General features: G+C 63.5%; 23 protein-coding genes. 11 read left to right on the top strand and 12 right to left on the bottom strand.

Annotated features, from left to right (window positions below):
* The first annotated feature begins 302 nt into the window (after positions 1-302).
* The 4 genes from rplU (at position 303) to proB (ending at position 3410) form a co-directional block, all read left to right on the top strand.
* Positions 303-614, top strand: a complete 312-nt coding sequence (gene rplU / locus ACLBXN_RS01530) for a 50S ribosomal protein L21 (protein ID WP_003058536.1) — start codon at positions 303-305, stop codon at positions 612-614.
* Between the two features lie 16 nt (positions 615-630).
* A complete protein-coding gene (gene rpmA / locus ACLBXN_RS01535) occupies positions 631-888 on the top strand; it encodes a 50S ribosomal protein L27 (RefSeq protein WP_003058534.1) in 258 nt (85 codons plus the stop codon).
* A 156-nt stretch (positions 889-1044) separates the two neighbouring features.
* Positions 1045-2160, top strand: coding sequence for an Obg family GTPase CgtA (gene cgtA, locus ACLBXN_RS01540; RefSeq protein WP_447610909.1), 1116 nt, complete (start codon positions 1045-1047; stop codon positions 2158-2160).
* Positions 2161-2270: 110 nt separating this feature from the next.
* Positions 2271-3410, top strand: a complete 1140-nt coding sequence (gene proB / locus ACLBXN_RS01545) for a glutamate 5-kinase (protein WP_167006277.1) — start codon at positions 2271-2273, stop codon at positions 3408-3410.
* Between the two features lie 52 nt (positions 3411-3462).
* On the opposite strand, the gene ACLBXN_RS01550 is transcribed toward proB, so the two are convergent.
* Complete coding sequence (locus tag ACLBXN_RS01550) at positions 3463-4161, bottom strand: RNA pyrophosphohydrolase (RefSeq protein WP_447610910.1); 699 nt, start codon at positions 4159-4161, stop codon at positions 3463-3465.
* A 94-nt stretch (positions 4162-4255) separates the two neighbouring features.
* Between ACLBXN_RS01550 and ACLBXN_RS01555 the strand changes: the two genes are divergently transcribed.
* Together ACLBXN_RS01555 and ACLBXN_RS01560 are read left to right on the top strand one after the other, a co-directional pair.
* Positions 4256-5998: a proline--tRNA ligase gene (locus ACLBXN_RS01555; RefSeq protein ID WP_447610911.1), complete on the top strand. Its 1743-nt coding sequence runs from the start codon at positions 4256-4258 to the stop codon at positions 5996-5998.
* Between the two features lie 12 nt (positions 5999-6010).
* A complete protein-coding gene (locus tag ACLBXN_RS01560; RefSeq protein ID WP_447610912.1) occupies positions 6011-6664 on the top strand; it encodes a lytic transglycosylase domain-containing protein in 654 nt (217 codons plus the stop codon).
* Positions 6665-6770: 106 nt separating this feature from the next.
* Here ACLBXN_RS01560 and ACLBXN_RS01565 read toward each other — a convergent pair whose 3' ends face one another.
* The 8 genes from ACLBXN_RS01565 to hemA form a co-directional block, all read right to left on the bottom strand.
* Positions 6771-8153, bottom strand: a complete 1383-nt coding sequence (locus ACLBXN_RS01565) for a hemolysin family protein (RefSeq protein WP_447610913.1) — start codon at positions 8151-8153, stop codon at positions 6771-6773.
* Between the two features lie 97 nt (positions 8154-8250).
* Positions 8251-8709 carry a ribonuclease HI family protein gene (locus ACLBXN_RS01570; protein WP_447610914.1) on the bottom strand — a complete coding sequence of 153 codons (459 nt, stop codon included), beginning with the start codon at positions 8707-8709 and terminating at the stop codon, positions 8251-8253.
* A 33-nt stretch (positions 8710-8742) separates the two neighbouring features.
* Positions 8743-9063 carry a Grx4 family monothiol glutaredoxin gene (gene grxD, locus ACLBXN_RS01575; protein ID WP_003058519.1) on the bottom strand — a complete coding sequence of 107 codons (321 nt, stop codon included), beginning with the start codon at positions 9061-9063 and terminating at the stop codon, positions 8743-8745.
* A 127-nt stretch (positions 9064-9190) separates the two neighbouring features.
* On the bottom strand, positions 9191-10066 hold the full coding sequence (prmC, locus tag ACLBXN_RS01580; RefSeq protein WP_447610915.1) for a peptide chain release factor N(5)-glutamine methyltransferase: 876 nt from the start codon (positions 10064-10066) through the stop codon (positions 9191-9193).
* 13 nt (positions 10067-10079) lie between these two features.
* Positions 10080-10613, bottom strand: coding sequence for an SUKH-3 domain-containing protein (locus ACLBXN_RS01585; protein WP_447610916.1), 534 nt, complete (start codon positions 10611-10613; stop codon positions 10080-10082).
* 9 nt (positions 10614-10622) lie between these two features.
* Complete coding sequence (locus tag ACLBXN_RS01590; protein WP_447610917.1) at positions 10623-12599, bottom strand: PEP/pyruvate-binding domain-containing protein; 1977 nt, start codon at positions 12597-12599, stop codon at positions 10623-10625.
* 81 nt (positions 12600-12680) lie between these two features.
* Positions 12681-13760 carry a peptide chain release factor 1 gene (prfA, locus tag ACLBXN_RS01595; protein ID WP_003058512.1) on the bottom strand — a complete coding sequence of 360 codons (1080 nt, stop codon included), beginning with the start codon at positions 13758-13760 and terminating at the stop codon, positions 12681-12683.
* Positions 13761-13886: 126 nt separating this feature from the next.
* Positions 13887-15191 (bottom strand): glutamyl-tRNA reductase, encoded by a 1305-nt coding sequence (gene hemA / locus ACLBXN_RS01600; protein WP_343676039.1) that lies wholly within the window; start codon positions 15189-15191, stop codon positions 13887-13889.
* A 72-nt stretch (positions 15192-15263) separates the two neighbouring features.
* Here hemA and ACLBXN_RS01605 point away from each other — a divergent pair, with 72 nt between their 5' ends.
* The gene (locus ACLBXN_RS01605; RefSeq protein ID WP_211457709.1) at positions 15264-15539 is read left to right on the top strand and encodes a hypothetical protein; all 276 of its coding nucleotides are present in this window, start codon (positions 15264-15266) and stop codon (positions 15537-15539) included.
* Positions 15540-15628: 89 nt separating this feature from the next.
* Here the strand turns inward: ACLBXN_RS01605 and ACLBXN_RS01610 are convergent, their stop codons facing one another.
* Positions 15629-16534, bottom strand: a complete 906-nt coding sequence (locus tag ACLBXN_RS01610) for a LysR substrate-binding domain-containing protein (protein ID WP_343676040.1) — start codon at positions 16532-16534, stop codon at positions 15629-15631.
* A 146-nt stretch (positions 16535-16680) separates the two neighbouring features.
* On the opposite strand from ACLBXN_RS01610, the gene ACLBXN_RS01615 reads away from it, so the two are divergent.
* From ACLBXN_RS01615 to ACLBXN_RS01630, 4 genes are all read left to right on the top strand, one after another.
* Positions 16681-17670 (top strand): tripartite tricarboxylate transporter substrate binding protein BugE, encoded by a 990-nt coding sequence (locus tag ACLBXN_RS01615; RefSeq protein ID WP_003058506.1) that lies wholly within the window; start codon positions 16681-16683, stop codon positions 17668-17670.
* A gap of 11 nt (positions 17671-17681) precedes the next feature.
* The gene (locus ACLBXN_RS01620) at positions 17682-18575 is read left to right on the top strand and encodes an N-formylglutamate amidohydrolase (protein WP_447610918.1); all 894 of its coding nucleotides are present in this window, start codon (positions 17682-17684) and stop codon (positions 18573-18575) included.
* 189 nt (positions 18576-18764) lie between these two features.
* Positions 18765-20393 (top strand): SEL1-like repeat protein, encoded by a 1629-nt coding sequence (locus tag ACLBXN_RS01625; protein WP_211457705.1) that lies wholly within the window; start codon positions 18765-18767, stop codon positions 20391-20393.
* Between the two features lie 181 nt (positions 20394-20574).
* On the top strand, positions 20575-21558 hold the full coding sequence (locus tag ACLBXN_RS01630; protein ID WP_447610919.1) for a Bug family tripartite tricarboxylate transporter substrate binding protein: 984 nt from the start codon (positions 20575-20577) through the stop codon (positions 21556-21558).
* Positions 21559-21853: 295 nt separating this feature from the next.
* Here ACLBXN_RS01630 and ugpQ read toward each other — a convergent pair whose 3' ends face one another.
* Complete coding sequence (gene ugpQ / locus ACLBXN_RS01635; protein ID WP_407715159.1) at positions 21854-22630, bottom strand: glycerophosphodiester phosphodiesterase; 777 nt, start codon at positions 22628-22630, stop codon at positions 21854-21856.
* 96 nt (positions 22631-22726) lie between these two features.
* Positions 22727-23734, bottom strand: coding sequence for a sn-glycerol-3-phosphate import ATP-binding protein UgpC (locus ACLBXN_RS01640; protein ID WP_447610920.1), 1008 nt, complete (start codon positions 23732-23734; stop codon positions 22727-22729).
* Positions 23735-23757 lie beyond the last annotated feature (23 nt).

Below are 23757 nucleotides of genomic sequence, written 5' to 3' on the forward strand. Positions count from 1 at the left end.
TCTGTAGTCAAGGTGATGAACCGCCAAGTGGACTCACGATTATAGAAAGATGCAACCAAGTTTTGCGTGGTGTCCTCAGAGCCCGTTCAAGTGAACGAAGGCTGCGACATTGCTGTTGCTCGCAAGGCGCAAGCCTCACTGCGCACCTGTGCCTGACATCTGTCCCGCGCGGCCACGGTCGCGGCGTGCGGGTATGCTGAAGCGCTTCCTAGGGGTATGGCAGCAGAAAAAATGCATGCGTGCTAGAATTACCGGCTCCGTGGAAATCATTTCATGGAACTCTCAGACTTTAGAGGTTTTCAATGTACGCAGTCATAAAAACCGGCGGCAAGCAGTATCGCGTTGCAGCTGGCGAAAAGATCAAGGTAGAACAGATTGCTGCGGACGTAGGCCAGGAAATCGTGATCGACCAAGTTTTGGCCGTCGGCAACGGCGCTGAAATCAAGGTTGGTGCCCCCCTGGTGTCCGGTGCATCTGTAAAGGCAACTGTGGTTGCTCACGGCAAGCACGACAAGGTGCACATCTTCAAGATGCGCCGTCGTAAGCACTATCAAAAGCGCCAAGGCCATCGTCAGCAGTTCACCGAACTGCAAATCGTGGCAATCGCTGCTTAATTTTAGGAGCTAAGTCATGGCACAGAAAAAAGGCGGCGGCTCTACGCGTAACGGACGTGATTCCAAGCCAAAAATGCTGGGCGTGAAGGCCTTTGGTGGCGAGCTGGTGACAGCTGGTTCCATCATCGTGCGTCAGCGCGGCACCAAGTTCCACCCCGGTGAGAACGTTGGCGTGGGCAAGGATCACACCCTGTTTGCACTGGTTGACGGCCACGTGTCGTTCGGTGTGAAGGGCGCTCTGTCCAAGCAAACAGTCAACATCACGGCTGCATAAGTCGTCTGTGACTCCAACAAAGCCCCGACTTGTCGGGGCTTTGTTGTTTGAAAAGGCTCCAGGCAGCAGATTTCTGGCAGATGGGGCATGGTAATAGAGCACTCAAGTGTGGCCCGGAGCTTCTGGTGCACACTGATTTTGTAGACTGGATGCCTCATGAAGTTCGTTGACGAAGCTTTTATCGACATTGCAGCTGGTGACGGCGGCAATGGCTGCGTGTCTTTCCGGCACGAGAAATACAAGGAATTTGGCGGCCCCGACGGTGGTGACGGCGGCCGTGGCGGTCATGTGTATGCCGTGGCCGATGTGAACCTGAATACGCTGGTGGATTACCGCTACTCGCGCCGCCACGAGGCCAAGCGCGGCCAGCACGGCATGGGCTCCGACATGTTCGGTGCAGCCGGTGACGACATCACGCTGAACATGCCTGTGGGCACCATCATCAGCGATGCGGATACCGGCGAAGTGCTGTTCGAGCTGCTGGAGCCCGGCCAGGTCATCACCATCGCCAAGGGCGGTGACGGCGGTTTCGGCAATCTGCGATTCAAGAGTGCCATCAACCGGGCGCCGCGCCAGAAGACGCCCGGCTATCCTGGTGAGCGCCGCAACCTGAAGCTGGAGCTCAAGGTGCTGGCCGATGTGGGCCTGCTGGGCATGCCCAATGCCGGCAAGTCCACTTTCATCACGGCCGTCTCCAACGCCCGTCCCAAGATTGCCGACTATCCCTTCACCACCTTGCATCCCAATCTGGGTGTGGTGCGCGTGGCCGCAGAGCAGAGCTTTGTGGTGGCCGACATCCCGGGTCTGATCGAGGGCGCCTCTGAAGGTGCGGGCCTGGGTCACCAGTTCCTGCGCCATCTGCAGCGCACGCGTCTGCTGCTGCATATCGTGGACATTGCACCGTTTGACGAGGGCGTGGACCCGGTCGAGCAGGCCAGGGCCATTGTGGCCGAGCTCAAGAAGTACGACGCCGAGCTCTACGACAAGCCACGCTGGCTGGTGCTCAACAAGCTGGACATGGTTCCCGCGGAGGAGCGTGCCGCCAAGGTCAAGGACTTCGTCAAGCGCTTCAAGTGGAAGGGCCCGGTCTATGAGATCTCGGCGCTGACCCGCGAAGGCTGCGAACCGCTGATCCGCAAGATCTACGAGCATGTGCACAACCTGCAGCTGGCGGAACAGGCGCCCAAGGAAGTGGACCCCCGTTTTGCGGGAGGCGAGGATTCTGGTCTGGATATGGCCGATCCGCGTTTCGCTTCCTACGATCCGGAATAAGCTAGAGGGTACAACCCAGCAGCGCACTTGGTGCGCTGTTTTGCTTTGAATTTAATAGCTGCTTGCGCTTTACTTATAAGCGTTAGAGGCCTAAAACACTGTAAATTCTCATGTCTTCCAATGTGCTGCGTGATGCCCGTCGCATCGTCGTCAAAGTCGGCTCCAGCCTGGTTACGAATGAAGGTCGTGGTCTGGATGAGGCCGCCATTGAAGAGTGGAGCCGCCAGCTGGCGGCATTGGTGAATGGTGAAGACGGCGTCAAGCGCGAAGTCATCATGGTCTCCAGCGGCGCCATTGCCGAAGGCATGAAGCGACTGGGCTGGGCCACGCGGCCGACAGAAGTGCATGAGCTGCAGGCCGCAGCCGCCGTCGGTCAGATGGGGCTGGCCCAGATGTACGAGACCAAGCTGCGCGGCGAAGGCGTGCCAAGCGCCCAGGTGCTGCTGACCCATGCGGATCTGGCCGATCGCGAGCGCTATCTGAACGCCCGCACCACGCTGCTGACGCTGCTGCAGCTGGGGGTGGTGCCCGTCATCAACGAAAACGACACGGTGGTGATCGATGAGATCCGCTTTGGCGACAACGACACCCTGGGTGCGCTGGTGGCCAACCTGGTCGAGGCCGATGCGCTGGTCATCCTGACCGATCAGCGCGGCCTCTACAGTGCCGACCCGCGCAAGAACCCCGATGCCAGGTTCATCGACGTGGCCGAAGCCGGCAACCCTGAGCTCGAAGCCATGGCCGGTGGTGCAGGTCTGTCCATCGGTACGGGCGGCATGATCACCAAGATCCTGGCGGCCAAGCGTGCGGCGGGCTCCGGTGCTTCCACCGTGATCGCCTGGGGGCGCGAGAAAGACGTGCTGCTGCGCCTGACGCGTGGCGAGTCCATTGGCACGCTGCTGGTTGCCAACACGCACAAGATGCAGGCGCGCAAGCAGTGGATTGCCGACCATCTGCAACTGCGTGGTTCGGTGACCGTGGATGCGGGTGCCGTCTCCAAGCTGCGTGATGAGGGCAAAAGCCTGCTGCCCATCGGCATGATCGCCGTGGAGGGCGATTTCTCGCGTGGTGAAGTGATTGCCGTGCGCGATGAGGACGGCGCCGAGATCGCCCGTGGCCTGGCCAGCTATGCCAGCGCCGAGGCGCGACTGCTGTGCCGCAAGAGCTCCTCGGAGATCGAATCGCTGCTGGGCTACTCGGCCGGTCCCGAAATGATGCACCGCGACAATATGGTGGTGGCCGGACACTGAGTACCGGCGGTCATCAAAAAAGCCGTAATGCTGCGAGGCATTACGGCTTTGTTCATTGCAGAGGCTTGTGATCGGGCGGATTGTCTATGCCGGTCTGCGGGTCAGGGTCAAAACTGGCACCGGGCGGCAGCTCTATGCCGGGGTTGATGCGAAAGCTTCCTGTACGGGCCGGGTACATGACCTGGTGGTGCTGCGCCAGATGCGCAGTGCCGGGCTGGCCTGCTTCCTGCTCTCGTGGCCGCATGCCACTGCGCAGATAGCGGTTGCGCTGCTGCTCGCCGCGCGGCAGAAAGCGCGCCAGCTCGGTCAGCGCCATTTCATAGACGCCGCGTTTGAATTCGACCACCACATCCAGAGGAACCCAGTAGTCATTCCAGCGCCAGGCATCGAACTCAGGGTGATCGGTGGCACGCAGGTTCAAGTCCCAGTCATGCCCGACCAGTTGAAGCAAAAACCATATCTGCTTCTGGCCTTTGTAATGCCCGCGCGCGTCGCGGCGGATGTACCTGTCTGGCACCTCGTAGCGCAACCAGTCCCTGGTGCGGGCAACCACGCGAACGTGATTGGGCTTCAGCCCCACTTCCTCGTGCAGCTCGCGGAACATGGCTTGCTCGGGTGTCTCACCCCGATCAATGCCACCTTGCGGAAACTGCCAGCTGTGGGTGCGAATGCGTTTTCCCCAGAACACCTGGTTTCTTTGGTTGAGCAGGATGATGCCGACGTTCGGGCGAAATCCGTCCCGGTCAAGCATAATCAAACCCCAAATTTTTGAATTGTGTTCATTATGCATGGCCCCTTGTGATCGACAAGCGGGCCATGCCTATTTCCACTGAATTGCCAGTTCCATGAAAGCCACCCAATTTCTCATCTCCACCCTGAAAGAAGCTCCGGCCGATGCCGAAGTGGTCAGCCACAAGCTCATGATGCGGGCTGGCATGATCAAAAAGCTGGGTGCTGGCATTTACAACTACATGCCCATGGGCCTGCGCGTGATCCGCAAGGTCGAGGCCATCGTGCGCGAGGAAATGAACCGCGCCGGCGCCATCGAAACCACCATGCCCGTGGTCCAGCCTGCCGAGCTGTGGCAGGAAACCGGCCGCTTCGAGAAGATGGGCCCAGAGCTGCTGCGCATCCAGGACCGCCATGGCCGTGATTTCGTGATCCAGCCCACTTCCGAAGAGGTGGTCACCGATATCGCGCGCCAGGAGTTCAAGAGCTACAAGCAGCTGCCCAAGAACCTCTACCAGATCCAGACCAAGTTCCGCGACGAGCGCCGTCCGCGCTTCGGCCTGATGCGCGGTCGCGAGTTCATCATGAAGGACGCCTATTCCTTCGACAAGGACCGCGATGCGGCCCAGATCAGCTACCAGACCATGCGCGAAGCCTATAAGCGCATCTTCGACCGCTTCGGCCTGCAGTACCGCGCCGTGCGTGCCGACTCGGGTGCCATCGGCGGCGATCTGAGTGAAGAGTTCCAGGTCATCGCCTCCACGGGCGAGGACGCCATCGTCTACTGCCCGAACAGCGACTACGCGGCCAATATCGAGAAGGCCGAGAGCCTGGCGCCCACCCAGGCCCGTCCTGCTGCCGCCCAGGCCATGCAAAAGGTTGCCACTCCCGGCAACAGCACCTGCGAAGCCGTGGCCGAGCAGCTGGGTCTGCCTCTGGCGCAGACCGTGAAGTCGCTGGTGCTGGCCACGGACGAGCTCGACGACAAGGGTCTGATCGTCAAGACGCAGGTTTGGCTGCTGTTGCTGCGCGGCGACCACGAGATGAACGAAATCAAGGTTGGCAAGGTCGAAGGCCTGGCGGGCTTCCGTTTCGCGACCGTGGGCGAGATCGAGGAGCACTTCGGTGCCAAGCCCGGCTATCTGGGTCCCATCGGCCTGAAGAAGCCCGTGAACATCGTGGTGGACCGCGATGTGGCCGTGATGGCCGACTGGGTCTGCGGTGCCAACGAGGAAGACTTCCACATCACCGGCGTGAACTTCGGCCGCGACCTGCCCGAGCCTGCGGTGGTGGCTGATCTGCGCAATGTGGTGGCTGGCGACCCATCGCCCGACGGTGCGGGCGAGCTGGCGATCGAGCGCGGCATTGAAATCGGTCATGTGTTCTACCTGGGCACCAAGTACTCCAAGGCCATGGAAGCCACTTTCCTCGGCGACAACGGCAAGCCCCAGCACTTCGAGATGGGCTGCTACGGCATTGGCGTGACCCGCCTGCCCGCCGCTGCCGTGGAGCAGAATCACGACGAGCGCGGCATGATCTGGCCCGATGCGATTGCACCGTTCACCGTGGTGATCTGCCCCATCGGCATGGGTCGCAGCGAGGCCGTGAAGACCGAGGCCGAGAAGCTCTATGGCGAGCTGCTGGCACTGGGCGTGGACGTGATCCTGGACGACCGCGATGAGCGCCCCGGTGCCATGCTGGCCGACTGGGAGCTGATCGGCGTGCCCCACCGCGTGGTGCTGGGCGACCGTGGCCTGAAGGAAGGCGTGGTCGAGTACCAGCAGCGCCGTGACACAGAAGCTACAAAGCTGGCGACGAACGAGGTGCTGGGTCACCTCAAGAGCCGCCTGGGCTTGTAAGCTGCTGTTTCCATGCCCGAAACCCTGCTGAGCCGACGCCACTGCCTGAGGACTGCCGCTGCGCTTGCCGCCCCGGCGGCCGGCTGGCTGTGGCCGCAGGTGGCCTGGGCCGGTGGGCAGCTCGAAGAGCCGCTGGCCGACTCCGTGCGCACGGCGCTCAGCGCGGCCGTGGCGGGTTCGGGCGCGCCGCCCGAGCTGGAGTTCGCCTCCACAGCGGCGCGCATGAGCTATCTGCGCTGGCTGGTGGCCAGCAGCGACAAGCTGGCCAAGCGCAAGCCCGACCTGCAGGCGCGGCGCGAGTTCCTGCAGACCGTCTGGTACGAGTCCAAGCGCGCGGGCCTCGATGTGTCCATGGTCATGGGCCTGATCCAGGTGGAGAGCGGCTATCGCAAATACGCCATCTCCAGCGTGGGCGCGCGTGGCTATATGCAGATCATGCCGTTCTGGATGCGGCTGATCGGTGACGGCGATATCGGCAAGCTGTTCCACATGCAGACTAATCTGCGCTTCGGCTGCGTGATCCTGCGCCACTACATGGACCGCGAAAAAGGCGATGCCTATATGGCACTGGGCCGCTACAACGGCAGCCGGGGCCAGCCCCAGTATCCGAATGCCGTGTTCGGCGCCCAGCGGCGCTGGCTGGTGGAAGAGCCTCAGTCGGTCTGATACCGTGGCGATATATAAAAAGAGAGCGCCTGGCGCTCTCTTTTTATTGGTTTCAGCAGGAAAAGAACCTGAAGTCCTTTTTGGGTGAGTGCAAGAAGCTCCTGATTCAGGAGTGACTGCTTTTGCCAGCCTGGGCCTGGGCCGCGCTGCCCTGTACCTTGGCCGCAGCGGCTGCCGAAGGTGCGGCAGATTCCGCCGCAGGCTCGGGAAGGTGGGTCACCATGACCTGGTCGATGCGGTAGCTGTCCACGTCCAGCACCTCGAACTTGAAGCCGCCCCAGGTGACGGTATCGGTGCGGCGCGGCACCCGGCGCAGCATGACCATGAGAAAGCCGGCCAGTGTCTCGTACTCGTCGTCATGCGGCATATCGTCCAGATGCAGCACACGCATCACGTCCTCGATGGGCGTGATGCCGTCGATCAGCCAGGAGTGCTCGTCCCGGCGGATGATCTGCTCCTCGTCGGTCGGGCCGACCAGATCGCCCATCACCGTGCTCATCACGTCGTTGAGCGTCACCACGCCCACGACCAGGCTGTATTCGTTGACGATGACGGCAAAGTCCTCGTGCACCATGCGGAACTGCTCCAGCACCTCGGCCAGCGTCAGGCGGTCGGGCACGATGAGCACCTTGCGGATCAGGCTGTCGTCGGTGAGCGACAGCGGCTGGTTGTTGAGCGCGCGCTGGAACAGGTCCTTGGCGTCCACATAGCCGATCACATGGTCGATATCGCCGTCGCAGACGGGATAGGTGGAAAAAGGCTCCTCGGCAATGCGGGCGCGGATGATGGCGTCGCTGTCGTCGCGGTAGAAGAAGGCCACGCTGTCGCGCTGGGTCATGGCAGAGGCCACGGTGCGCGAGTCCAGCTCGAACACATTGGCAATCACCTGCTGCTCGCGGGCGGCCAGCACGCCGGCTTTGGTGCCCGCTTCGGTCATGGCCAGGATGTCGTCGCTGGTGATGCGCTCGTCGCGCGTGGCCGGCAGGCCCAGCAGGCGAAACAGGGTGTCGGTCGCCAGGTTGTAGAACCAGATGACGGGCTTGAAGATCACCACAAACCAGCGCATGGGCGCGAGTACGCGCACCACATAGCGCTCGGGCTCGTTCATGCTGATGCGACGCGGCAACAGGTCGGCCAGCAGGATGAAGGCCGAGGTGACTATGAAAAACGAGAGCAGGAACCCGAGGGTCGACGAGAGGCTGGGCGAGAACCAGATCGAGAAAAACTCGGTCAGTGCGGGGCTGAACGCACCCTCGCCGACGATGCCGCCGAGGATGGCGACGGCATTCTGTCCCACTTGCACCACGGTGAAATATTCGCCCGGCTGCTCCTGTACGCGCAGGGCATGCTCGGCTCCCTCATTGCCATCGTCGGCCATCTGGCGCAAGCGCAGGCGACGCGAGGCGGCCAGAGAAATCTCCGCCACAGAGAAAAAGGCGCTGAGCAGAATCAGCAGAACAATCACCGCAAGGCTTTGGGACACACTCATAGGCAGGGCTGCTGCGGCACGTCGAAGTGCCTGCGGCCAGTTATCAAGGAGTCTCTATTCGACCACATAAAGCCTGTGGCAGGCAGCTGTACTGGCTTCAGGGCTGAAGCGCGGCTGCCGAATGGGCCACGCGTGCCAGCGCATCGGCCTCGGTATTGCGGTGTCTGGGCACCCATTGCAGAACCAGTTCGTCAAAGTCCTGCATCTGTGCGCGGGCGGCCTCGAACAGCGGGGCGAGTCGGGCGATGGGCCGAGCCGGCTTGGCCGTGGGCGGGCCGAGCTGCTCCAGCAGGATCTGGGAATCGGTGCGCACGGTCAGGCTGCGCGCACCGAGCTCGCGTGCCAGCTTCAGGGCGGCCATCAGGGCGCGCAGCTCGGCTTCGTTGTTGCAGCCGCTGCGGTGCAGATTCTGCGACAACGTATGGCGGCTGCCGTCAGGCAGCTGCAGCAGCACGCCCAGGCTCATGGGGCCGGGGTTGGGCAGGGAGCTGCCATCGATATGGATGCAGCAGTGATGAGGGGGGATGGGTCTGGGAGGCGGCATGAAAAAAGCCACCGGGGTGCCGGTGGCTTGCAGACGGGATGAGGCTTACTTGGCGGCCAGCACTTGCTGCAGCTCGCCCGATTCGTACATCTCCATCATGATGTCCGAGCCACCGATGAATTCGCCCTTGATGTAGAGCTGGGGAATCGTGGGCCACTGGCTGTAGTCCTTGATGCCCTGGCGGATTTCCTGGTCTTCCAGCACGTTCACGGTGGCGATGGACTTTGCATCCACGCCGCAGGCCTTGAGGATCTGGATGGCACGGCCGGAGAAGCCGCACTGAGGGAAGCTGGCGTTGCCCTTCATGAACAGCAGGATGTCGTTGTTCTTGACCAGGTCGTCGATGCGTTGTTGAGTGTTGCTCATAGTGGGCTCCGGATTTTGGAAATGGCGGTACCAGCCGCGATGTCTGCAATTATTTCACCGACCGCAAGGAATGCGATGCTGTGAGGAAATCTTGCTGACAGGATATTTGGGGGTGGAGGTCGGGAAATCAAGCCTTGCCGCTCCGGCAGCCGCCTGTGCAGCGGGCAATGCCGGCCAGGTCGTGGCGGTGCTGGACCTGTTCGAAGCCGGCCGCCTGCATGAGCCGCGCCACGTCTTCGGCCTGATCCCAGCCATGCTCGAAGAGCAGCCAGCCGCCGTCTTTCAGGCGGGCCGGAGCCTGGTCGATGATGCTGCGTATGTCCTCCAGCCCATCGGCGCCGCTGGCCAGGGCCGACAGCGGTTCGTGGGTCAGCGCCGCCAGGTGCCGGTCGTCGGCGCGGATATAGGGCGGATTGCTGACGATCAGGTCTACAGGTTCCAGCCCGTCCAGAGGCTCCAGCCAGCTGCCATGGGCGAACTGTACGGGCAGTTGGAGCCGGGCTGCGTTGCTGCGGGCCACGGCCAGGGCATCGGCGCTGGCGTCCACGGCGATGACCCGGGCTGAGGGGCGCTGGCTTTGCAGGGCCAGGGCGATGGCGCCGCTGCCGGTGCCCAGGTCTACAACGCTAACCGGCTGCCCTTCAGGCATGAGCTCCAGCGCCCAGTCCACCAGGGTCTCGGTATCGGGGCGCGGGTCCAGCACCCTGCTGTCCACGGCGAGATCCAGGCCGTAGAACTCCTTGTTTCCGGTCAGGTAGGCGACAGGCGTGCCTTGCTGGCGCAGGGCGCACAGTTGGCTCCAGCGTTGCTGCTGCTCCTGATTCAGGGCATCGCAGTCATGCGTGATGAGCCAGGCGCGGGCATGCGCTGGCTGCTGCATCAGGTGCAGCAGCAGCATCTGTGCATCGACACGCGCCAGGCCTTGGCGGGCGGCTTGCTGCAGGGCTTGAGCGACGGAGAAAGTGGGGGGCGAGGGTTCGGTCATGGCTTGGCCGGCGGCCATCTTCTTCGGAAATTCAGCAAGGGTATATCTCGGGGTCGCCCGCCTTGTAGAGCGTGCCGTACAGCTGGGTCGACGACTGGCCGGGCTCCAGCATGGGGCGCGAACGTATTCCCAGCAACAGATGCTCCAGCGCCTGCTGAATATTCTCGCCCTCGAAGCTCATGCCTACAAAGGACCAGGAAAAGCAGCGTCCATCGCCCGCCATCAGCAACTGGCCGTGGGCATGGTGAACGTCGGCAACTGCTATCAGCCGGGTGTGCAGGCGCTGTTCCCAGGAGAGCAGGGCGTCGTCCGCATCTTCCCCGGTGAAATACGCTTCAAGCCAGTCAAACTCTATATCGCTGCTGGCGCATTCCCGGCCCTTGCCCACCTGGCCTATGTGCAAGCCCGCCAGGTTCTGCAGTGCCGCCACGGCGGGGTGGCTGGTCAGACTGGGCTGACGGCCCAGAGCGCTTTGCACAGGCACGGGTATGGCGACCTCTCGCTGCGGGGTCCAGCCCCGGGCTTGCAGCAGCTCGATGACGACAGGTGACTCGAAATTCAGCATGGCGGATTTTCAACGCCCGGGCGCCGAGATGAAGGGGCGCGCCTGCAGGATGATGAGCTGGTCGCCCTGCATGGCCCACTCGATATCCTGGTCCCGGCCGCCAAAGCGTTGCTTGATGCCGGCTCCGGCGCGGGCCAGTCGCTGCACCAGTGCGTCGCTGAGCACGGCGCGGCCGGCAGTCACCGCCACTTCACGCACGCCGCCCCTGGCATCCAGCTGCAGCGCCACATCGTCCTGGGAACGGTTGAGCACCTGCACGGCCTTGCTGCGGCTGGAGTAGAGGATTTGCTCTGCGACCCGCCGGCCCTCGACCACGCGGATGCCTATGCCGCGCTTGGCGGCGATATAGCTCATGTAGCGGTGCGAGGCATCGAAGGGGTCGCGGGTGATCATCACGCCAGAGGCGGAGGAGTCCACGGCTTTTTGCACAAACACCGACATCATCACCTGCGCATCGTCTATGCCCGCTGCCTGTCTGGCTTCCCAGGCCTCGAAGTTGTAGACCGAGGCCCAGACCTTGCGCACGGCGGCGGCCAGATCCGTGCCGCTGCGCACATTGGGAACGGTGGTGTAGAGGCCTGCTCCGCTGAAGTTGGGCAGGTCCTCGGAGCTGGAAGAGCTGCGTACGAACACGCCCTGGCTGCCCAGCTGGCCGGACCAGCGCTGTGCCCAGCCATCGGCCACGGCCGGGCTGATGGGCCATTGCTCGATTTCGGCCTGTAGTGCGGACAAGGCCTGCTTTCGAAGGCCTGCATCCGTCGCAAAACCGGGCTGCTGGCGCATGCGGGCAATGCGCTCGGCCAGGCCGTTGGCGCGCATGAAGTCGGCATAGGCGGCAAACGGAATGCAAAATCCATCGGGTACGCTGACGTCTGCCAGGCGGGCGGACTGGATCTCGCCCAGATTGGCGGCCTTGGCGCCGCAGCGGCGGCGATCCGCGCTGCGCAGGCCGGCCAGGGGCACCAGTTCGCTGCGACGCAGATCGGGCTGCAGCAAGACCTTGCTGCCCTTGGCGGGCTGGCGCAGTGCCTGCTGTTCCGCGCTCTGCTGTTCGGCAGCCGTGGCGGCGCGCAGCGCAAAGCTGGCGGGCTGTACGTCGATATGCACCCAGCGGCCGTTGAAGTCCGCGTATTGCTCGGCGGCTTTTTGCACATAGGCATTGGGTATGCCCCAGCCGCGCGCCAGCAGATTGACATGGGACAGCACCGTGGAGGGGCGCTCCGTCATCACACCGGCCACGGGCGGCAGGCTGATGGGTACTTCTCGCAACAGCACGATGTCCCTGGGCTGGAGGTCGTTCACCCCTTCGGCCTGGTTCAGGATGCGCAGCCGGCCCACGGCCTGGCCCTGGTTCAGCGGCAGATAGCTCTGGGCACCCAGTAACTGGGCTTGCGTAACCGCTGCAACACCGGCCTGTCGGGCCACGGCTTCCTGCTGTGTGGAGTTGGCCTTGAAGCGAGCCGGCGCAAAAAAACCGGTGCTCAGCGCGGCGGCCGTGGTCTGCAGCAACTCGGGCGTGAGCTGGTCGCCCTCCCAGAACTCGTAGCTGTAGTCCTTGAGCGCGGGCTGCCAGCTCAGTGTGCCGAGAATGAAGCGACGATCCGGCTCGCGGTAATTACGGTTGAGCGCAGGCTTTCCGCCCTGCAGCAGGCCTTTGGCGCGCAGAAAATCTTCGTGAAACGCGTAGCGCGGCGTGTTGATGAAATGCAGCGGTGCGCTCTTGCTGTGACGGTCGATCACAAACTGCACATGGGGCATGGCGCTGGCCGGGTCGAAGATGCGGGCCACGCGATCGAAGTCGGCGCGGCCGGCCAGCACGGGCAGGCTGGCGGGCGTGTTGCGGCTGCCCGCCGCATCGACCGGACGGCCCGCGCCCGAGTCATAGGCCGACGGCTTGCGCAGGGCCTGAGCCTGGGCCGCGGTTGATGCGAGCAAAAGACTGGAGAGCAGGGCCGAAACCAGAACCGGCAAAAAGCGCTGTGTCATCTTGAGATTGTCCCCATTTCTGGCGGAGCGTTCGAACGGACCCGGTTCGAGCCGACTGCAGCCTGGCCGGTGCCTGCGGACTCAGGAAGCGGCCAGCTCCGCCAGCAGCTCGGCCTCGCGCGCATGTTGCAGGGCCTGGATCACGTCGCCCAGATCACCTTCCATCACGGCCAGCAGCTTGTACAGCGTGAGGTTGATGCGGTGGTCGGTGAGGCGACCCTGGGGGAAGTTGTAGGTGCGGATGCGATCGCTGCGGTCGCCCGAGCCGATCAGGCCCTTGCGCATGGCCGCTTCCTTGGCTGCACGCTCGCTGCGTTCCTTTTCCTGGATGCGGGCCTGCAGCACCTGCAGGGCCTTGGCCTTGTTGCTGTGCTGGCTGCGGCCGTCTTGGCACTCGGCCACGATGCCCGTGGGCAGGTGGACCACGCGCACGGCGGAGTCGGTCTTGTTGATGTGCTGGCCGCCGGCACCGCTGGCGCGAAAGGTGTCGATGCGCAGATCGGCAGGATTGAGCGTGATGGCCTCGGCCTCGTCGGGCTCCGGCATCACGGCCACGGTGCAGGCGCTGGTGTGGATGCGTCCCTGAGTTTCGGTGGCAGGCACACGCTGCACGCGATGGCCGCCCGACTCGAAGCGCAGCGCGCCGTACACATTGTCGCCCTCGATGCGCAGCACCACTTCCTTGTAGCCGCCGATTTCGTTTTCGCTGGCGCTCATCACTTCCACCTTCCAGCCCACGTTGGCGGCGTAGCGGGTGTACATGCGGGTCAGATCGCCGGCAAACAGGGCAGACTCGTCGCCCCCCGTGCCGGCGCGGATTTCGACAAAGGCGGGGCGGGCATCGTCGGGGTCCTTGGGCAGCAGCAGGCGCTGGAGCTCGTCCTCGAGCTTGATCAGCTCGGCTTCGCCGCTGCCGATCTCTTCCTGTGCCATTTCGGCCATGTCGGGGTCGTCCAGCATTTCACGCGCGGCGGCAATGTCGGCTTCGGTCTGCAGGTAGCGCGTGTAGCGGCTGGCAATGGCCGTCACATCGGCATGTTCGCGCGAGATGGTGCGGTACTGCTTCATGTCGCCCATGATGTCTTCGCGCGAGAGCAGGAAATCCAGCTCCTGCAGGCGTTGGGCATAGCGTTCGAGCTGGTTGCGCAAAAAGTCTTGCATAGGGGGTCGCTAAGGCTTGGAAAAGGTGAGGGTGCTCACCTTTGTGGAGTCAGGGAAGAGGGAGGGCGGGCCACGGTCGGGCCATGCGCTGCACGAGGAGGGCAGCGCCGAAGCGGGCGAGCGCCGCTAAAGCTTGCTGGGGTTGCGGCTGGCGCGCAGGAACAGACGGGAGACGGTGTCTGCAGTCTGGGCGCGTTCTTCGGCGTCGCCCTTGTGCAGCTCGGCCATGGTGCCGTGCAGCATTTTCTGTGTGAGACCGCGCGAGAGCGCTTCCAGCACGGTGTCGATGTCTTCACCCTTGGCCAGCAGCTTTTTGGCACGGGCAATCTCCAGCGCGCGCCATTCGTCGGCCTGGGCGTTGACCTGCTGGATCAGCGAGACCGCGCCGCCCACAGGGTTGCGCTGGTCCATCCATTGCATAAAGCTTTGCACGCCGGTGTCGATGATGACCTCGGCCTGTTGCACGGCGGCCTGGCGCTGGGCCTGACCGGTGCGCACGACGGTTGCCAGATCATCCACGGTATAGAGATAGACGTCGTTGAGGTTCTTGACCTCGGATTCGATATCGCGCGGAACGGCCAGGTCCACCATGAAGATGGGGCGGCGCTTGCGCTTCTTGAGAGCGGACTCCACTGCACCCAGGCCGATGATGGGCAGGGTGGATGCTGTGCAGCTGATGATGGCGTCGTATTCGTGCAGATGCTCGGGCAGGTCGGCCAGACGCATGGTGCCGGCGCCGAACTGGGCCGCCAGCTTCTCGCCACGCTCCATGGTGCGATTGGCGATGGTGATCTGCCTGGGATTGCGGGCGGCAAAGTGGGTGGAGACCAGCTCGATCATCTCGCCCGCGCCCACGAACAGCACGCGAATCTTGCTCAGGTCTTCGAACAGCTGGCCGGCCAGACGCACGGCAGCGGCAGCCATGGAGATGCTGTGCGCACCGATCTCGGTGGAGCTGCGCACTTCCTTGGCCACGGCAAAGCTGCGTTGAAACAGCTGGTTGAGCGTGGTGCCCAGGGCTCCTGCAGTCTCGGCCGCACGCACGGCGTTCTTCATCTGGCCGAGGATCTGCGCTTCACCCAGCACCATGGAGTCCAGCCCCGAGGCCACGCGGAAGGCGTGGCGGGCGACCGAGCCATCCTGCAGCAGATACGAGTGCTGGCGTAGCAGCTCAGGCGCCACGCCGCCGCTGTTGGCCAGCCAGTGCATGGTGTGATCCATGGCGGGGGCGTCGGCAGCGCAGTAGATCTCGGTGCGGTTGCAGGTGGAGAGGATGGCGGTTTCCACGCCGCTGTGAGCCCGGCCCGCGTGGGACAGGGATGCGCGCAGGCCTTGCAGCGTCGGCGCGATCTGATCGAGCGCGAACGCAAAACGGCCCCGCATATCGAGCGGAGCCGTGTGGTGATTGATACCTAAAGCCCAGACTGCCATAACAGAGGATTATAAAATTTAGAACCGGATTGGGCACCCCCCGGTCCCAAAGCCTTGGAATCGATTGTTGCCATGGATCTTGTTGCGAGCGTTAATCATTTACTCAACTTCGTCGCCCCGGCTTTTTTTCTCGCTCTGGGCCTGGCGATCTGCGCTCGATGGTTCAAGCAAAACAAGGCTGGGGCCCAATCCTTCACTGCGCAAGTAGCTATCAATTTCATATTGGGTGTAGCGGTTTTGCTGGCCAGTCTTTGGCTGTTTTCACGCGATGGCAAGATGCTCGGCTATGCCGCGCTGGTATGCGCAAGTGCCTGCTGCCAGTGGGTGCTTTCCAGAGCCTGGCGCTGATTGAGGCGTTGGCTGGAAAGCTGTTTTGCGTGAAATCTTGATCTGACTCAAGAGTGTTTGTTGTATTCGCGCCAGTGTCCGGCCTCGCCTCAGTCACTGACGGCCCGGGGTTCGGCCTGCTCCAGTATCCAGCTGCGAAACTGCCTTAGGGCCTCCGTGGGAGGCCGGTTGCCTTGCTGGCACAGAAAGTAGCCGCGCTCGATATGCACCGGTGCATCCAGCGCCAGAGCCACGCGGCCCGATGCCAGATCCTCTTCCACCAGGCAGCGCTGCACCATGGCCACACCCATGCCGGCTGCCACGGCCTGCACCAGCAGGGCCACGGTCTCAAAGTCCGCGACCGGAGCGGGACAAGGCTGGCTCAGGCCCCGGGCCTGCATCCAGCTGGCCCAGTTGCCCGGGTAGTTAGTGTGGAACAGCAGCGGGCGGCTCAGCAAATCCTGCTCGCTGCGGATGGGGTTCGGCCCCTGCAGCTCGCGCGGGTGGCAGATGGGAATGAGGTCGCGGCCGATCACATACTCGGCTTCCACGCCCGCCGGCCATTGCTGGCTGCCGACGCGAATCCAGGCATCGATCTCCGGCGCATTGAGCGGATCGTCGCGCCGGTAGGGTGCGAAGGAGAGCATGATTTGCGGATGACGGCGGTTGAAGTCGGGCAGGCGCGGAATCAGCCAGTGGCTGAACAGCGTGGGAATGACCGACAGGCGCAGTTGGGGCCCATGGCGGCGCCTGCGTGCGGCGGCCGATGCGGATTCGATCGCCATCACGGCGGGCTCTATCGCCTGCAGATAGTCCTGTCCTGCCGCGGTAAGCGCATTGCGTCTGCCCAGGCGTTCGAACAGGGCAAAGCCCAGATGCTCCTCAAGCCTGGCAATGGCCCGGCTGATGCCGCCCTGCGTCACATACAGCTCCTGTGCGGCGAGCGAGTAACTGCCCAGACGGGCGGCTGCGGCAAAGGCGTGAAGTTCGGACAGGGACGGGGAGTGCATGCGCATGACGGCTTGAATTATGACGGCTGGTAATACTTGCGTGCCGTCTTGTCGCTTTTCGTGGCGCGGCCTGCGGCACAGAATGAAAAAAAGGTTGGAGTGCCAAGTCCTGCGCCCTTCGACCGACTCATAACCAGTCAAGGAGAAGCCGCATGGCTATTCGTCGTACCGTTCTGTCATCCATTGCCGCCTGCGCCGCAGCCGCTGCGCTGTCCCCCGCGTTCGCTGCGAATGCAGCAGCGGACTACCCCAATCGCCCCATCCGCTTGATCGTGCCCTTTGGAGCCGGTGGCTCCACCGACATGGTGGCGCGCCTGCTGGCCGACAAGATGGGCCAGATATTGGGCAAGGCCGTGGTGGTGGACAACCGTGGCGGAGCCGGCGGCTCGATCGGCGCTTCGGAAATCGCCAAGGCCGCTCCCGACGGGTACACCATCGGCATGGCCACGGTGTCTACCCATGGCTCCAACCCGGCCATCTTCCGCAAGCTGCCCTATGACGCGATCAAGGACTTTGCTCCCATCACCAATGTGATGAGCGTGCCCAGCGTGTTCGTCGTGAATGCCAGCGTGCCTGCCAAGACCATGAAGGAGTTCATCGCGCTGGCCAAGGCCAACCCCGACAAGTACACCTTTGCCTCGCCGGGCACGGGTTCGCTGGGCCATGCCAATATCGAGAACTTCATGAATCTGGCTGGTATCCAGCTGCTGCACATTCCTTACAAGGGGGCGGGTCAGGCCATTACCGATGCACTGGGCGGACAGGTCAATGCCATGACGGACAACCTGCCTTCGACCCTGCCGCATATCAAGGCCGGCCAGCTGCGTCCTCTGGCCGTGCTGGCCCTCAAGCGCAGCGATGTGCTGCCCGATGTGCCCACCTATACCGAGCTGGGCTATCCCCAGATGGGCGACGGCGGCTGGTTTGGCCTGGTGGCGCCTGCGGGCACACCCAAGCCCATCATCGACAAGCTCAATGCTGCGGCCCACAAGGTCATGGCTTCGCCCGACTATCTGGAAAAGCAGAAGTCCATCTCCGGCGAGTCCATGGGCAACACGCCCGAGCAGTTTGCCAAGCAGATCAAGACTGCTATCGAGCGCTACACGGCCGTGGCCAAGCGCGCCAATATCAAGCTGGACTGATGAAGGCTTCAATGTCTGTGCCTGATTTTCTGCAAGCCAGACCGGCCGAGCCGGTGCTGGTGCACCCGGCCCGGGGCGAGGTTCTGCCCATAGTCTGCGACTCGCCGCACAGCGGCACGGCCTATCCCGAAGATTTCGGCACTGTCGTGCCCATGAGCCTGCTGCGCCGCGGTGAGGACACGCATGTGGCAGCGCTCTGGGACCGCTGGCCCGAGTTCGGCGCCACATTGCTGGAAGCGACTTTCCCGCGCACCTATGTCGATCCGAACCGCAACGAGTCCGACCTGGACCCCGCGCAGATCGAGGGCGAATGGCCGGTGCCGCTGTCGCCCAGCATCAAGACCCAGCAGGGGCTGGGCCTGATCTGGCAGCGCATCAGCAAGGCCGGCGTGGCCACTCCCCTGTATGAACGCAAGCGCACCGTGGCCGAGGTCCAGCACCGTATCGCCCGCTACTGGCGCCCCTATCACGCGGCGCTGGCGCAGGCCATCGACGACAGCGTGTCCCGCTTCGGGGCCGTGTGGCATCTGAATCTGCACTCCATGCCCAACGATGTGTACCAGCGACTGGGGCGCAGCGATGCGCCGCCGCTGGCCGACTTCGTGCTGGGCGACCGTGACGGCACGACCTGCGCGCCCGAGTTCATCCATCTGGTGGGCGATACGCTCAAGGGCTTTGGCTACAGCGTGGCCTATAACGAGCCCTACAAAGGTGTGGAACTGATCGGGCGCATCGGCCAGCCGCAGCTCAATCGCCACTCCATGCAGATCGAGATCCGTCGCCCCGTCTATATGGACGAGGACACGCGTGAACCGAATGCCGGCTTCGAGCCGCTGCGCGCGCATTTTGCCGAGCTCATGCAGGTGCTGGCGGACTATGTGCGCCAGCAGATGAGCAGGGGCTGAAACCTTTGCGTCCTGCGAGGCCCGGCATTGCCGGGCTTTTTTATGTCACGGCCAAATGTCAAAAAACTGTGGCGAGGATGCCGCGATTGAGGGATTCCTTATCGAAGCTGCTATCAGAATCAGTTACGCTCGCAGGTTGGTGTCATCGTATGTCTGATGTAACAACACGCGTCTAGGAATCGTACCGGAATGAAGTTCACTCCCATCGCAGCGCTGGTCATGTCGAGTCTGGCGGCCTTTGCCCAGAGCGCATCCGCGCAAACCGGTGCGGAAGGTCGCATGAATTTTTTGCGCGATTCCAGAGCCGCCACATCGGGTCCCCAGTTTGAATTCAGTCGTCTGCAATATGGCCCGCTGCCGATTGCAGGCTCGCGTGTGGCCTCCACGGCCGGTCCGCTGCAGGCGGCCGAGCGCGGCGATGCCAAGGCACAGAACCAGCTGGGCGAGATGTATGTGCACGGCCAGGGCGTGCCCCAGAATGCCGCCACGGCCGCGCAATGGTTCCGCAAGGCCGCGGCCCAGGGACATGCGGGTGCCCAGAACAGTCTGGGCGCGCTGTACGCCAACGGCCAGGGCCTACCGCAGAACTACCGCGAGGCAGCCCAGTGGTACGGCCGCGCGGCGCAGCAGAACAATGCCGTGGCGCAGTACAACCTGTCTCACCTCTATCAGGAAGGTCTGGGCGTGCCCCAGAGCTTCAGCACCGCCGCCCAGTGGCTGGAGAAATCCGCTGCGCAAGGCCATGTGACGGCCCAGTTCGAGCTGGGCCAGCGCTACCTCAAGGGCAATGGCGTGGCCGTGAACTACATGACGGCCGCCGACTGGTTCAAGAAGGCGGCCGATCAAGGCCATGCGGAAGCGCAGAACCAGCTGGGCTCCATGCTGTCCGACGGGGTGGGCGTGAAGCTGGACCCCGTGCAGGCTGCCCAGTGGCTGCAGCGCGCAGCCGAGCAGGGCGATGCCAGGGCCCAGAACAGCCTGGGCCGCATGTATATGGATGGCGTGGGCGTCCCGCGCGACTACAAGCTGGCGGCTTCCTGGTTCCAGAAGAGCGCCGAGCAATGGAATGCCGACGGCCAGAACCATCTGGGTCGTCTGTATCTCTACGGCCTGGGTGTGGAGCAAAGCCCTGCCTATGCGGCGCAATGGTTCCAGCGCGCGGCCGACCAGAATCATGCCGATGCCCAGTACAACCTGGGCACCATCTATGCCGAAGGTCTGGGCACGCCCCAGAACTACGGCACAGCCCTGCAGTGGTATCAGAAGGCGGCCGAGCAAGGCCATGCCGCCGCCATCAACAACGTGGGCACCTTGTACGCCGAAGGCCGTGGCGTGCCGCAGAACTATGCGACGGCCATGCAGTGGTTCCGCCGTGCGGCCGACAAGGGCGATGCCTCGGCCCAGTTCAACCTGGCGCGTCTGTATGCCGATGGCCAGGGCGGTGCCGCCAGCCCTGCTCAGGCGATGAAGTGGTATGCCGCGGCGGCCGAGCAAGGTCATTCCGGTGCGCAGAATCGCCTGGGCGTGATGTATGCCGAAGGCCAGGGCGCTGCGCGCGACTACGGCAAGGCCGTGCAGTGGTATCAGCGTGCGGCCGAACAGGGTGACGCCGCCGCCCAGTACAACCTGGGCATGGTCTATGCACAGGGCCAGGGTGTGGCGCGTGACAATGCCAGGGCCTACTTCTGGTACAACCTGGCAGCCATGGAGCTGGGTGGCGACGCCGCCAAGCGCCGCGACGAAACGGCCAACAAGCTCACCATTGCCCAGGTGGCCGAGCAGCAGAACAAGGCCTTGGCCTGGCAGCCCAAGCGCTGATTGCCGCCTGGCACTCTGGCAAGCAAGCGCTTCCCTCGAGAAGCGCTTTTTTATGCCGGCTGGTTCCCGTCATGGTTCAGAGCAAGGCTCGAATGCCGCTGCCCGGTGCAGGCTGGCCGAGCCGGGTTTGCCTGGGCCGTACCTGGCGCTGCCGACGATTTTTAAAACCAAGGAGACAACAATGAACAAGATTTCAATGAATATGCTGGCCGGCCTGATGGCTGGCGCAGGCCTGCTTTTGTCCGCGGGCGCACAGGCTCAGGACGCCTTTCCGACCAAGCCCATCCGCATCGTGCTGGGCTTCCCTGCCGGCGGCCCGCTGGACCAGCATGCCCGTCTGCTGACCGACAAGCTGCAGGGCGTGCTCGGTCAGCCGCTGGTGGTGGATTACAAGCCCGGAGCGGGCGGCTCGGTGGGGGCGCAGGACGTGATGCGCTCGCCCGCAGACGGCTACACGCTGATGCTGGCCAATACCGGCGTGATGGTCATCAACCCTGCGCTCTACAGCAAGCTGCCCTACAACACGCTCAAGGACTTCACGCCGATTGCCCGCACCGCCATGCAGCCGCTGGCGCTGCTGGTCAACAACAAGGTGCCGGCCAAGACGCTGACCGAGTTCACGACCTATGCCAAGGCGAACCCCGGCAAGATCAACTTCGGCTCGGCCGGCAACGGCGGCATTAGCCATCTGGTGCCCGAGATGTTCAAGAGCGCTGCAGGCGTGGATCTGGTGCACATTCCCTACAAGGGCAGCGCGCCTGCGTTCACCGATCTGATCGGCGGCCAGGTGCAGTTCATGGCCGAGAGCATTCCTCAGGCGGCCGCCTATCACAAGCAGGGCAAGGTGCGCGCCCTGGCCGTGACCAGCAAGGAGCGCAACCCCGCGCTGCCCGAAGTGCCGACCGCCATCGAGTCCGGCCTCAAGGGCTTCGAGGTGGTGGGTTTCTATGGCTTCCTGGCACCTGCCGGCCTGCCCAAGGAGGTGACGGCCAAGCTCAGCAATGCCTTCCAGCAGGTGATGAGCATGCCCGACGTGAAGAGCCGCATGGTGGAGCAGGGCGCCGATCCGGCCTTCCTCGGCTCTGAAGCCTTCGGCAAGTTCCTGGCCGGCGAGACGCCGCGCTGGGCGGCAGCCGTCAAGGCCTCGGGCACCAAACTGGATTGACCCCCCCTGAGGCGCAGTGCCTAGGCGGCCCCACGCCTTCCCCCGCTCTCGCAGTGCTGCGCACTGCGGGCAGGGGACGCAGCCAGCGCGGCGGGGCCGCCTAGGCCCTTGCGCGGCTGCCCTGATTTGTCAGTGCCAGTATTGGAGGTGGTGAATGCAAAAAAGCCCGGTCACTTTGTAGTGGCTGGGCTTTTGTCTTGCTATGGATATCGAAGCTGTTTTCGCTTGATTTGAAAGGATTTCAGAATTGATTGATGCTGAAATCCTTTGTGAGCATGCGTTAGCAGCTCATGTTTTAGAGGTGATCGCCACTCTGTGCCGGGCTGAACATATCCACGCGGTCGGTGATGATGCCGTCCGTGCCCAGGTCGATCAGGCGTTGTGCGGCCCATTGGTCGTTGACGGTGTAGCTGCTGCAGCGCAGGCCTGCGCCATGCACCTTGGCCACCAGCTCGGGCGTCCACAGGGCGTGGTTGAGCACCATGGCGCTGCAGTCCAGCTCCAGGGCCAGCTTCAGGTCGGCATCACCGTTGCCGTCTGCCAGTTTGTCCACCAGCAGTCCGCGTGGAATATGGGCTGCGGTCTCGCGGGCGCCCTTGAGCGAGTCGGGCTTGAACGAGGTGAACAGCGGCTGCACCTCGGTCTTCGGCCAGATGCGGTTCATCAGCTCGCCGCAGGCACGGCCGGTTTCCAGTTCCTGGCCCGGGGTCGGCTTGATTTCCACATTCAGATGCAGATGGTTGGCCAGGCACCAGCGCGCCAGGGCTTCCAGCGTGGGCAGGGCCTCGCCCGCATAGGCGCGAGAGTGCCAGCTGCCGGCGTCGAGCTGGGCGATCTCGCCCATGCCAAGCTCGCCGCCAATGCCGTGGCCGTTGGTGGTGCGCTCCAGCGTGGCGTCATGCATCAGAAACAGCACGCCGTCCTGGCTGAGCTTGGCATCGCATTCAAAGAATCGGTAGCCATGCTGCGCGCCCAGGCGGAAGGCGCTCATGGTGTTCTCCGGTGCCAGCTTGCCGGCGCCGCGGTGGGCGACCCAACGTGGGTAGGGCCAGGGTTTCAATGCAGTTGTCATAACTTTCTTCGTAGCCTTTACGTGACAAGAGCACCGCAAGCGGGGCTTGGGGTGCTCTCTAAAAAGTCGTCAGTCTAGTGCGACCTCTGTGCCGGCTCAGGCACGTTTGCCGGTTTCGGCGTTGAACCAGTGCAGGCGGTCTTCGCGTGCCGAGATGCGGGCGGTTTCGCCGGGCTTGGGATAGGGCTTGCCTTCTTCCACGCGCACGGTGACGTCTTCATCGCCCACCTTGCCGTGCAGCAGGCGTTCGGCGCCCAGCAATTCCACGGTCTGTACCTTGAACTCCACGCCACCGGCTTCCACCAGGTCGATGTGCTCGGGGCGGATGCCCAGGATCAGGCCGGGCTTGCCATTGGGCGAGTGCTTGAGCAGGTTCATGGGAGGGGAGCCGATGAAGCCCGCCACAAAGGTGGAGGCCGGCGTGTGGTAGACCTCTTCGGGTGTGCCGAACTGCTCCACATTGCCGCCGTTCATCACGACCATGCGCTGGGCCAGGGTCATGGCCTCGACCTGGTCGTGGGTCACGAACAGGCTGGTGATGCCCAGCTCGGCGTGCAGCTTCTGGATCTCCAGACGGGTCTGGCCGCGCAGCTTGGCGTCCAGGTTGGACAGGGGTTCGTCAAACAGGAACACCTGGGGCTGACGCACGATGGCGCGGCCCATGGCCACGCGCTGGCGCTGGCCGCCCGACAACTGGCGCGGCTTGCGGTCCAGCAGATGGCTCAGTTCCAGAATCTTGGCGGCCTTGTCCACACGACGCTTGATCTCGTCTTCGGGCACCTTGGCGAGCTTCAGGCCGTAGGCCATGTTCTCGTAGTTGCTCATGTGGGGGTAGAGCGCGTAGTTCTGGAACACCATGGCGATATTGCGCTTGGCGGGCTCCAGGTCGTTGACCTTGTTGGTGCCGATCAGCAGGTCGCCATCGGTGATTTCTTCCAGGCCGGCGATCATGCGCAGCAGGGTGGACTTGCCGCAGCCCGAGGGGCCGACCAGCACGATGAATTCGCCGTCGTTGATCTCGACGTTGATGCCGTGAATGACGGGCACGGCGGACTTGCCCGTGCCATAGCGCTTGACGATGTTCTTCAGGGAGATGGATGCCATGGGAGGTATTCCAGGTATTCGTT

It is taken from the genome of Comamonas sp. C24C, from assembly GCF_053345995.1.

Coding starts and splice junctions, on each gene's coding strand:
- rplU (WP_003058536.1), top strand. CDS start 303: ATGTACGCAGTCATAAAAACCGGCGGCAAGCAGTATCGCGTTGCAGCT.
- rpmA (WP_003058534.1), top strand. CDS start 631: ATGGCACAGAAAAAAGGCGGCGGCTCTACGCGTAACGGACGTGATTCC.
- cgtA (WP_447610909.1), top strand. CDS start 1,045: ATGAAGTTCGTTGACGAAGCTTTTATCGACATTGCAGCTGGTGACGGC.
- proB (WP_167006277.1), top strand. CDS start 2,271: ATGTCTTCCAATGTGCTGCGTGATGCCCGTCGCATCGTCGTCAAAGTC.
- ACLBXN_RS01550 (WP_447610910.1), bottom strand. CDS start 4,161: ATGCTTGACCGGGACGGATTTCGCCCGAACGTCGGCATCATCCTGCTC.
- ACLBXN_RS01555 (WP_447610911.1), top strand. CDS start 4,256: ATGAAAGCCACCCAATTTCTCATCTCCACCCTGAAAGAAGCTCCGGCC.
- ACLBXN_RS01560 (WP_447610912.1), top strand. CDS start 6,011: ATGCCCGAAACCCTGCTGAGCCGACGCCACTGCCTGAGGACTGCCGCT.
- ACLBXN_RS01565 (WP_447610913.1), bottom strand. CDS start 8,153: ATGAGTGTGTCCCAAAGCCTTGCGGTGATTGTTCTGCTGATTCTGCTC.
- grxD (WP_003058519.1), bottom strand. CDS start 9,063: ATGAGCAACACTCAACAACGCATCGACGACCTGGTCAAGAACAACGAC.
- prmC (WP_447610915.1), bottom strand. CDS start 10,066: ATGGCCGCCGGCCAAGCCATGACCGAACCCTCGCCCCCCACTTTCTCC.
- ACLBXN_RS01585 (WP_447610916.1), bottom strand. CDS start 10,613: ATGCTGAATTTCGAGTCACCTGTCGTCATCGAGCTGCTGCAAGCCCGG.
- ACLBXN_RS01590 (WP_447610917.1), bottom strand. CDS start 12,599: ATGACACAGCGCTTTTTGCCGGTTCTGGTTTCGGCCCTGCTCTCCAGT.
- prfA (WP_003058512.1), bottom strand. CDS start 13,760: ATGCAAGACTTTTTGCGCAACCAGCTCGAACGCTATGCCCAACGCCTG.
- hemA (WP_343676039.1), bottom strand. CDS start 15,191: ATGGCAGTCTGGGCTTTAGGTATCAATCACCACACGGCTCCGCTCGAT.
- ACLBXN_RS01605 (WP_211457709.1), top strand. CDS start 15,264: ATGGATCTTGTTGCGAGCGTTAATCATTTACTCAACTTCGTCGCCCCG.
- ACLBXN_RS01610 (WP_343676040.1), bottom strand. CDS start 16,534: ATGCGCATGCACTCCCCGTCCCTGTCCGAACTTCACGCCTTTGCCGCA.
- ACLBXN_RS01615 (WP_003058506.1), top strand. CDS start 16,681: ATGGCTATTCGTCGTACCGTTCTGTCATCCATTGCCGCCTGCGCCGCA.
- ACLBXN_RS01620 (WP_447610918.1), top strand. CDS start 17,682: ATGTCTGTGCCTGATTTTCTGCAAGCCAGACCGGCCGAGCCGGTGCTG.
- ACLBXN_RS01625 (WP_211457705.1), top strand. CDS start 18,765: ATGAAGTTCACTCCCATCGCAGCGCTGGTCATGTCGAGTCTGGCGGCC.
- ACLBXN_RS01630 (WP_447610919.1), top strand. CDS start 20,575: ATGAACAAGATTTCAATGAATATGCTGGCCGGCCTGATGGCTGGCGCA.
- ugpQ (WP_407715159.1), bottom strand. CDS start 22,630: ATGACAACTGCATTGAAACCCTGGCCCTACCCACGTTGGGTCGCCCAC.
- ACLBXN_RS01640 (WP_447610920.1), bottom strand. CDS start 23,734: ATGGCATCCATCTCCCTGAAGAACATCGTCAAGCGCTATGGCACGGGC.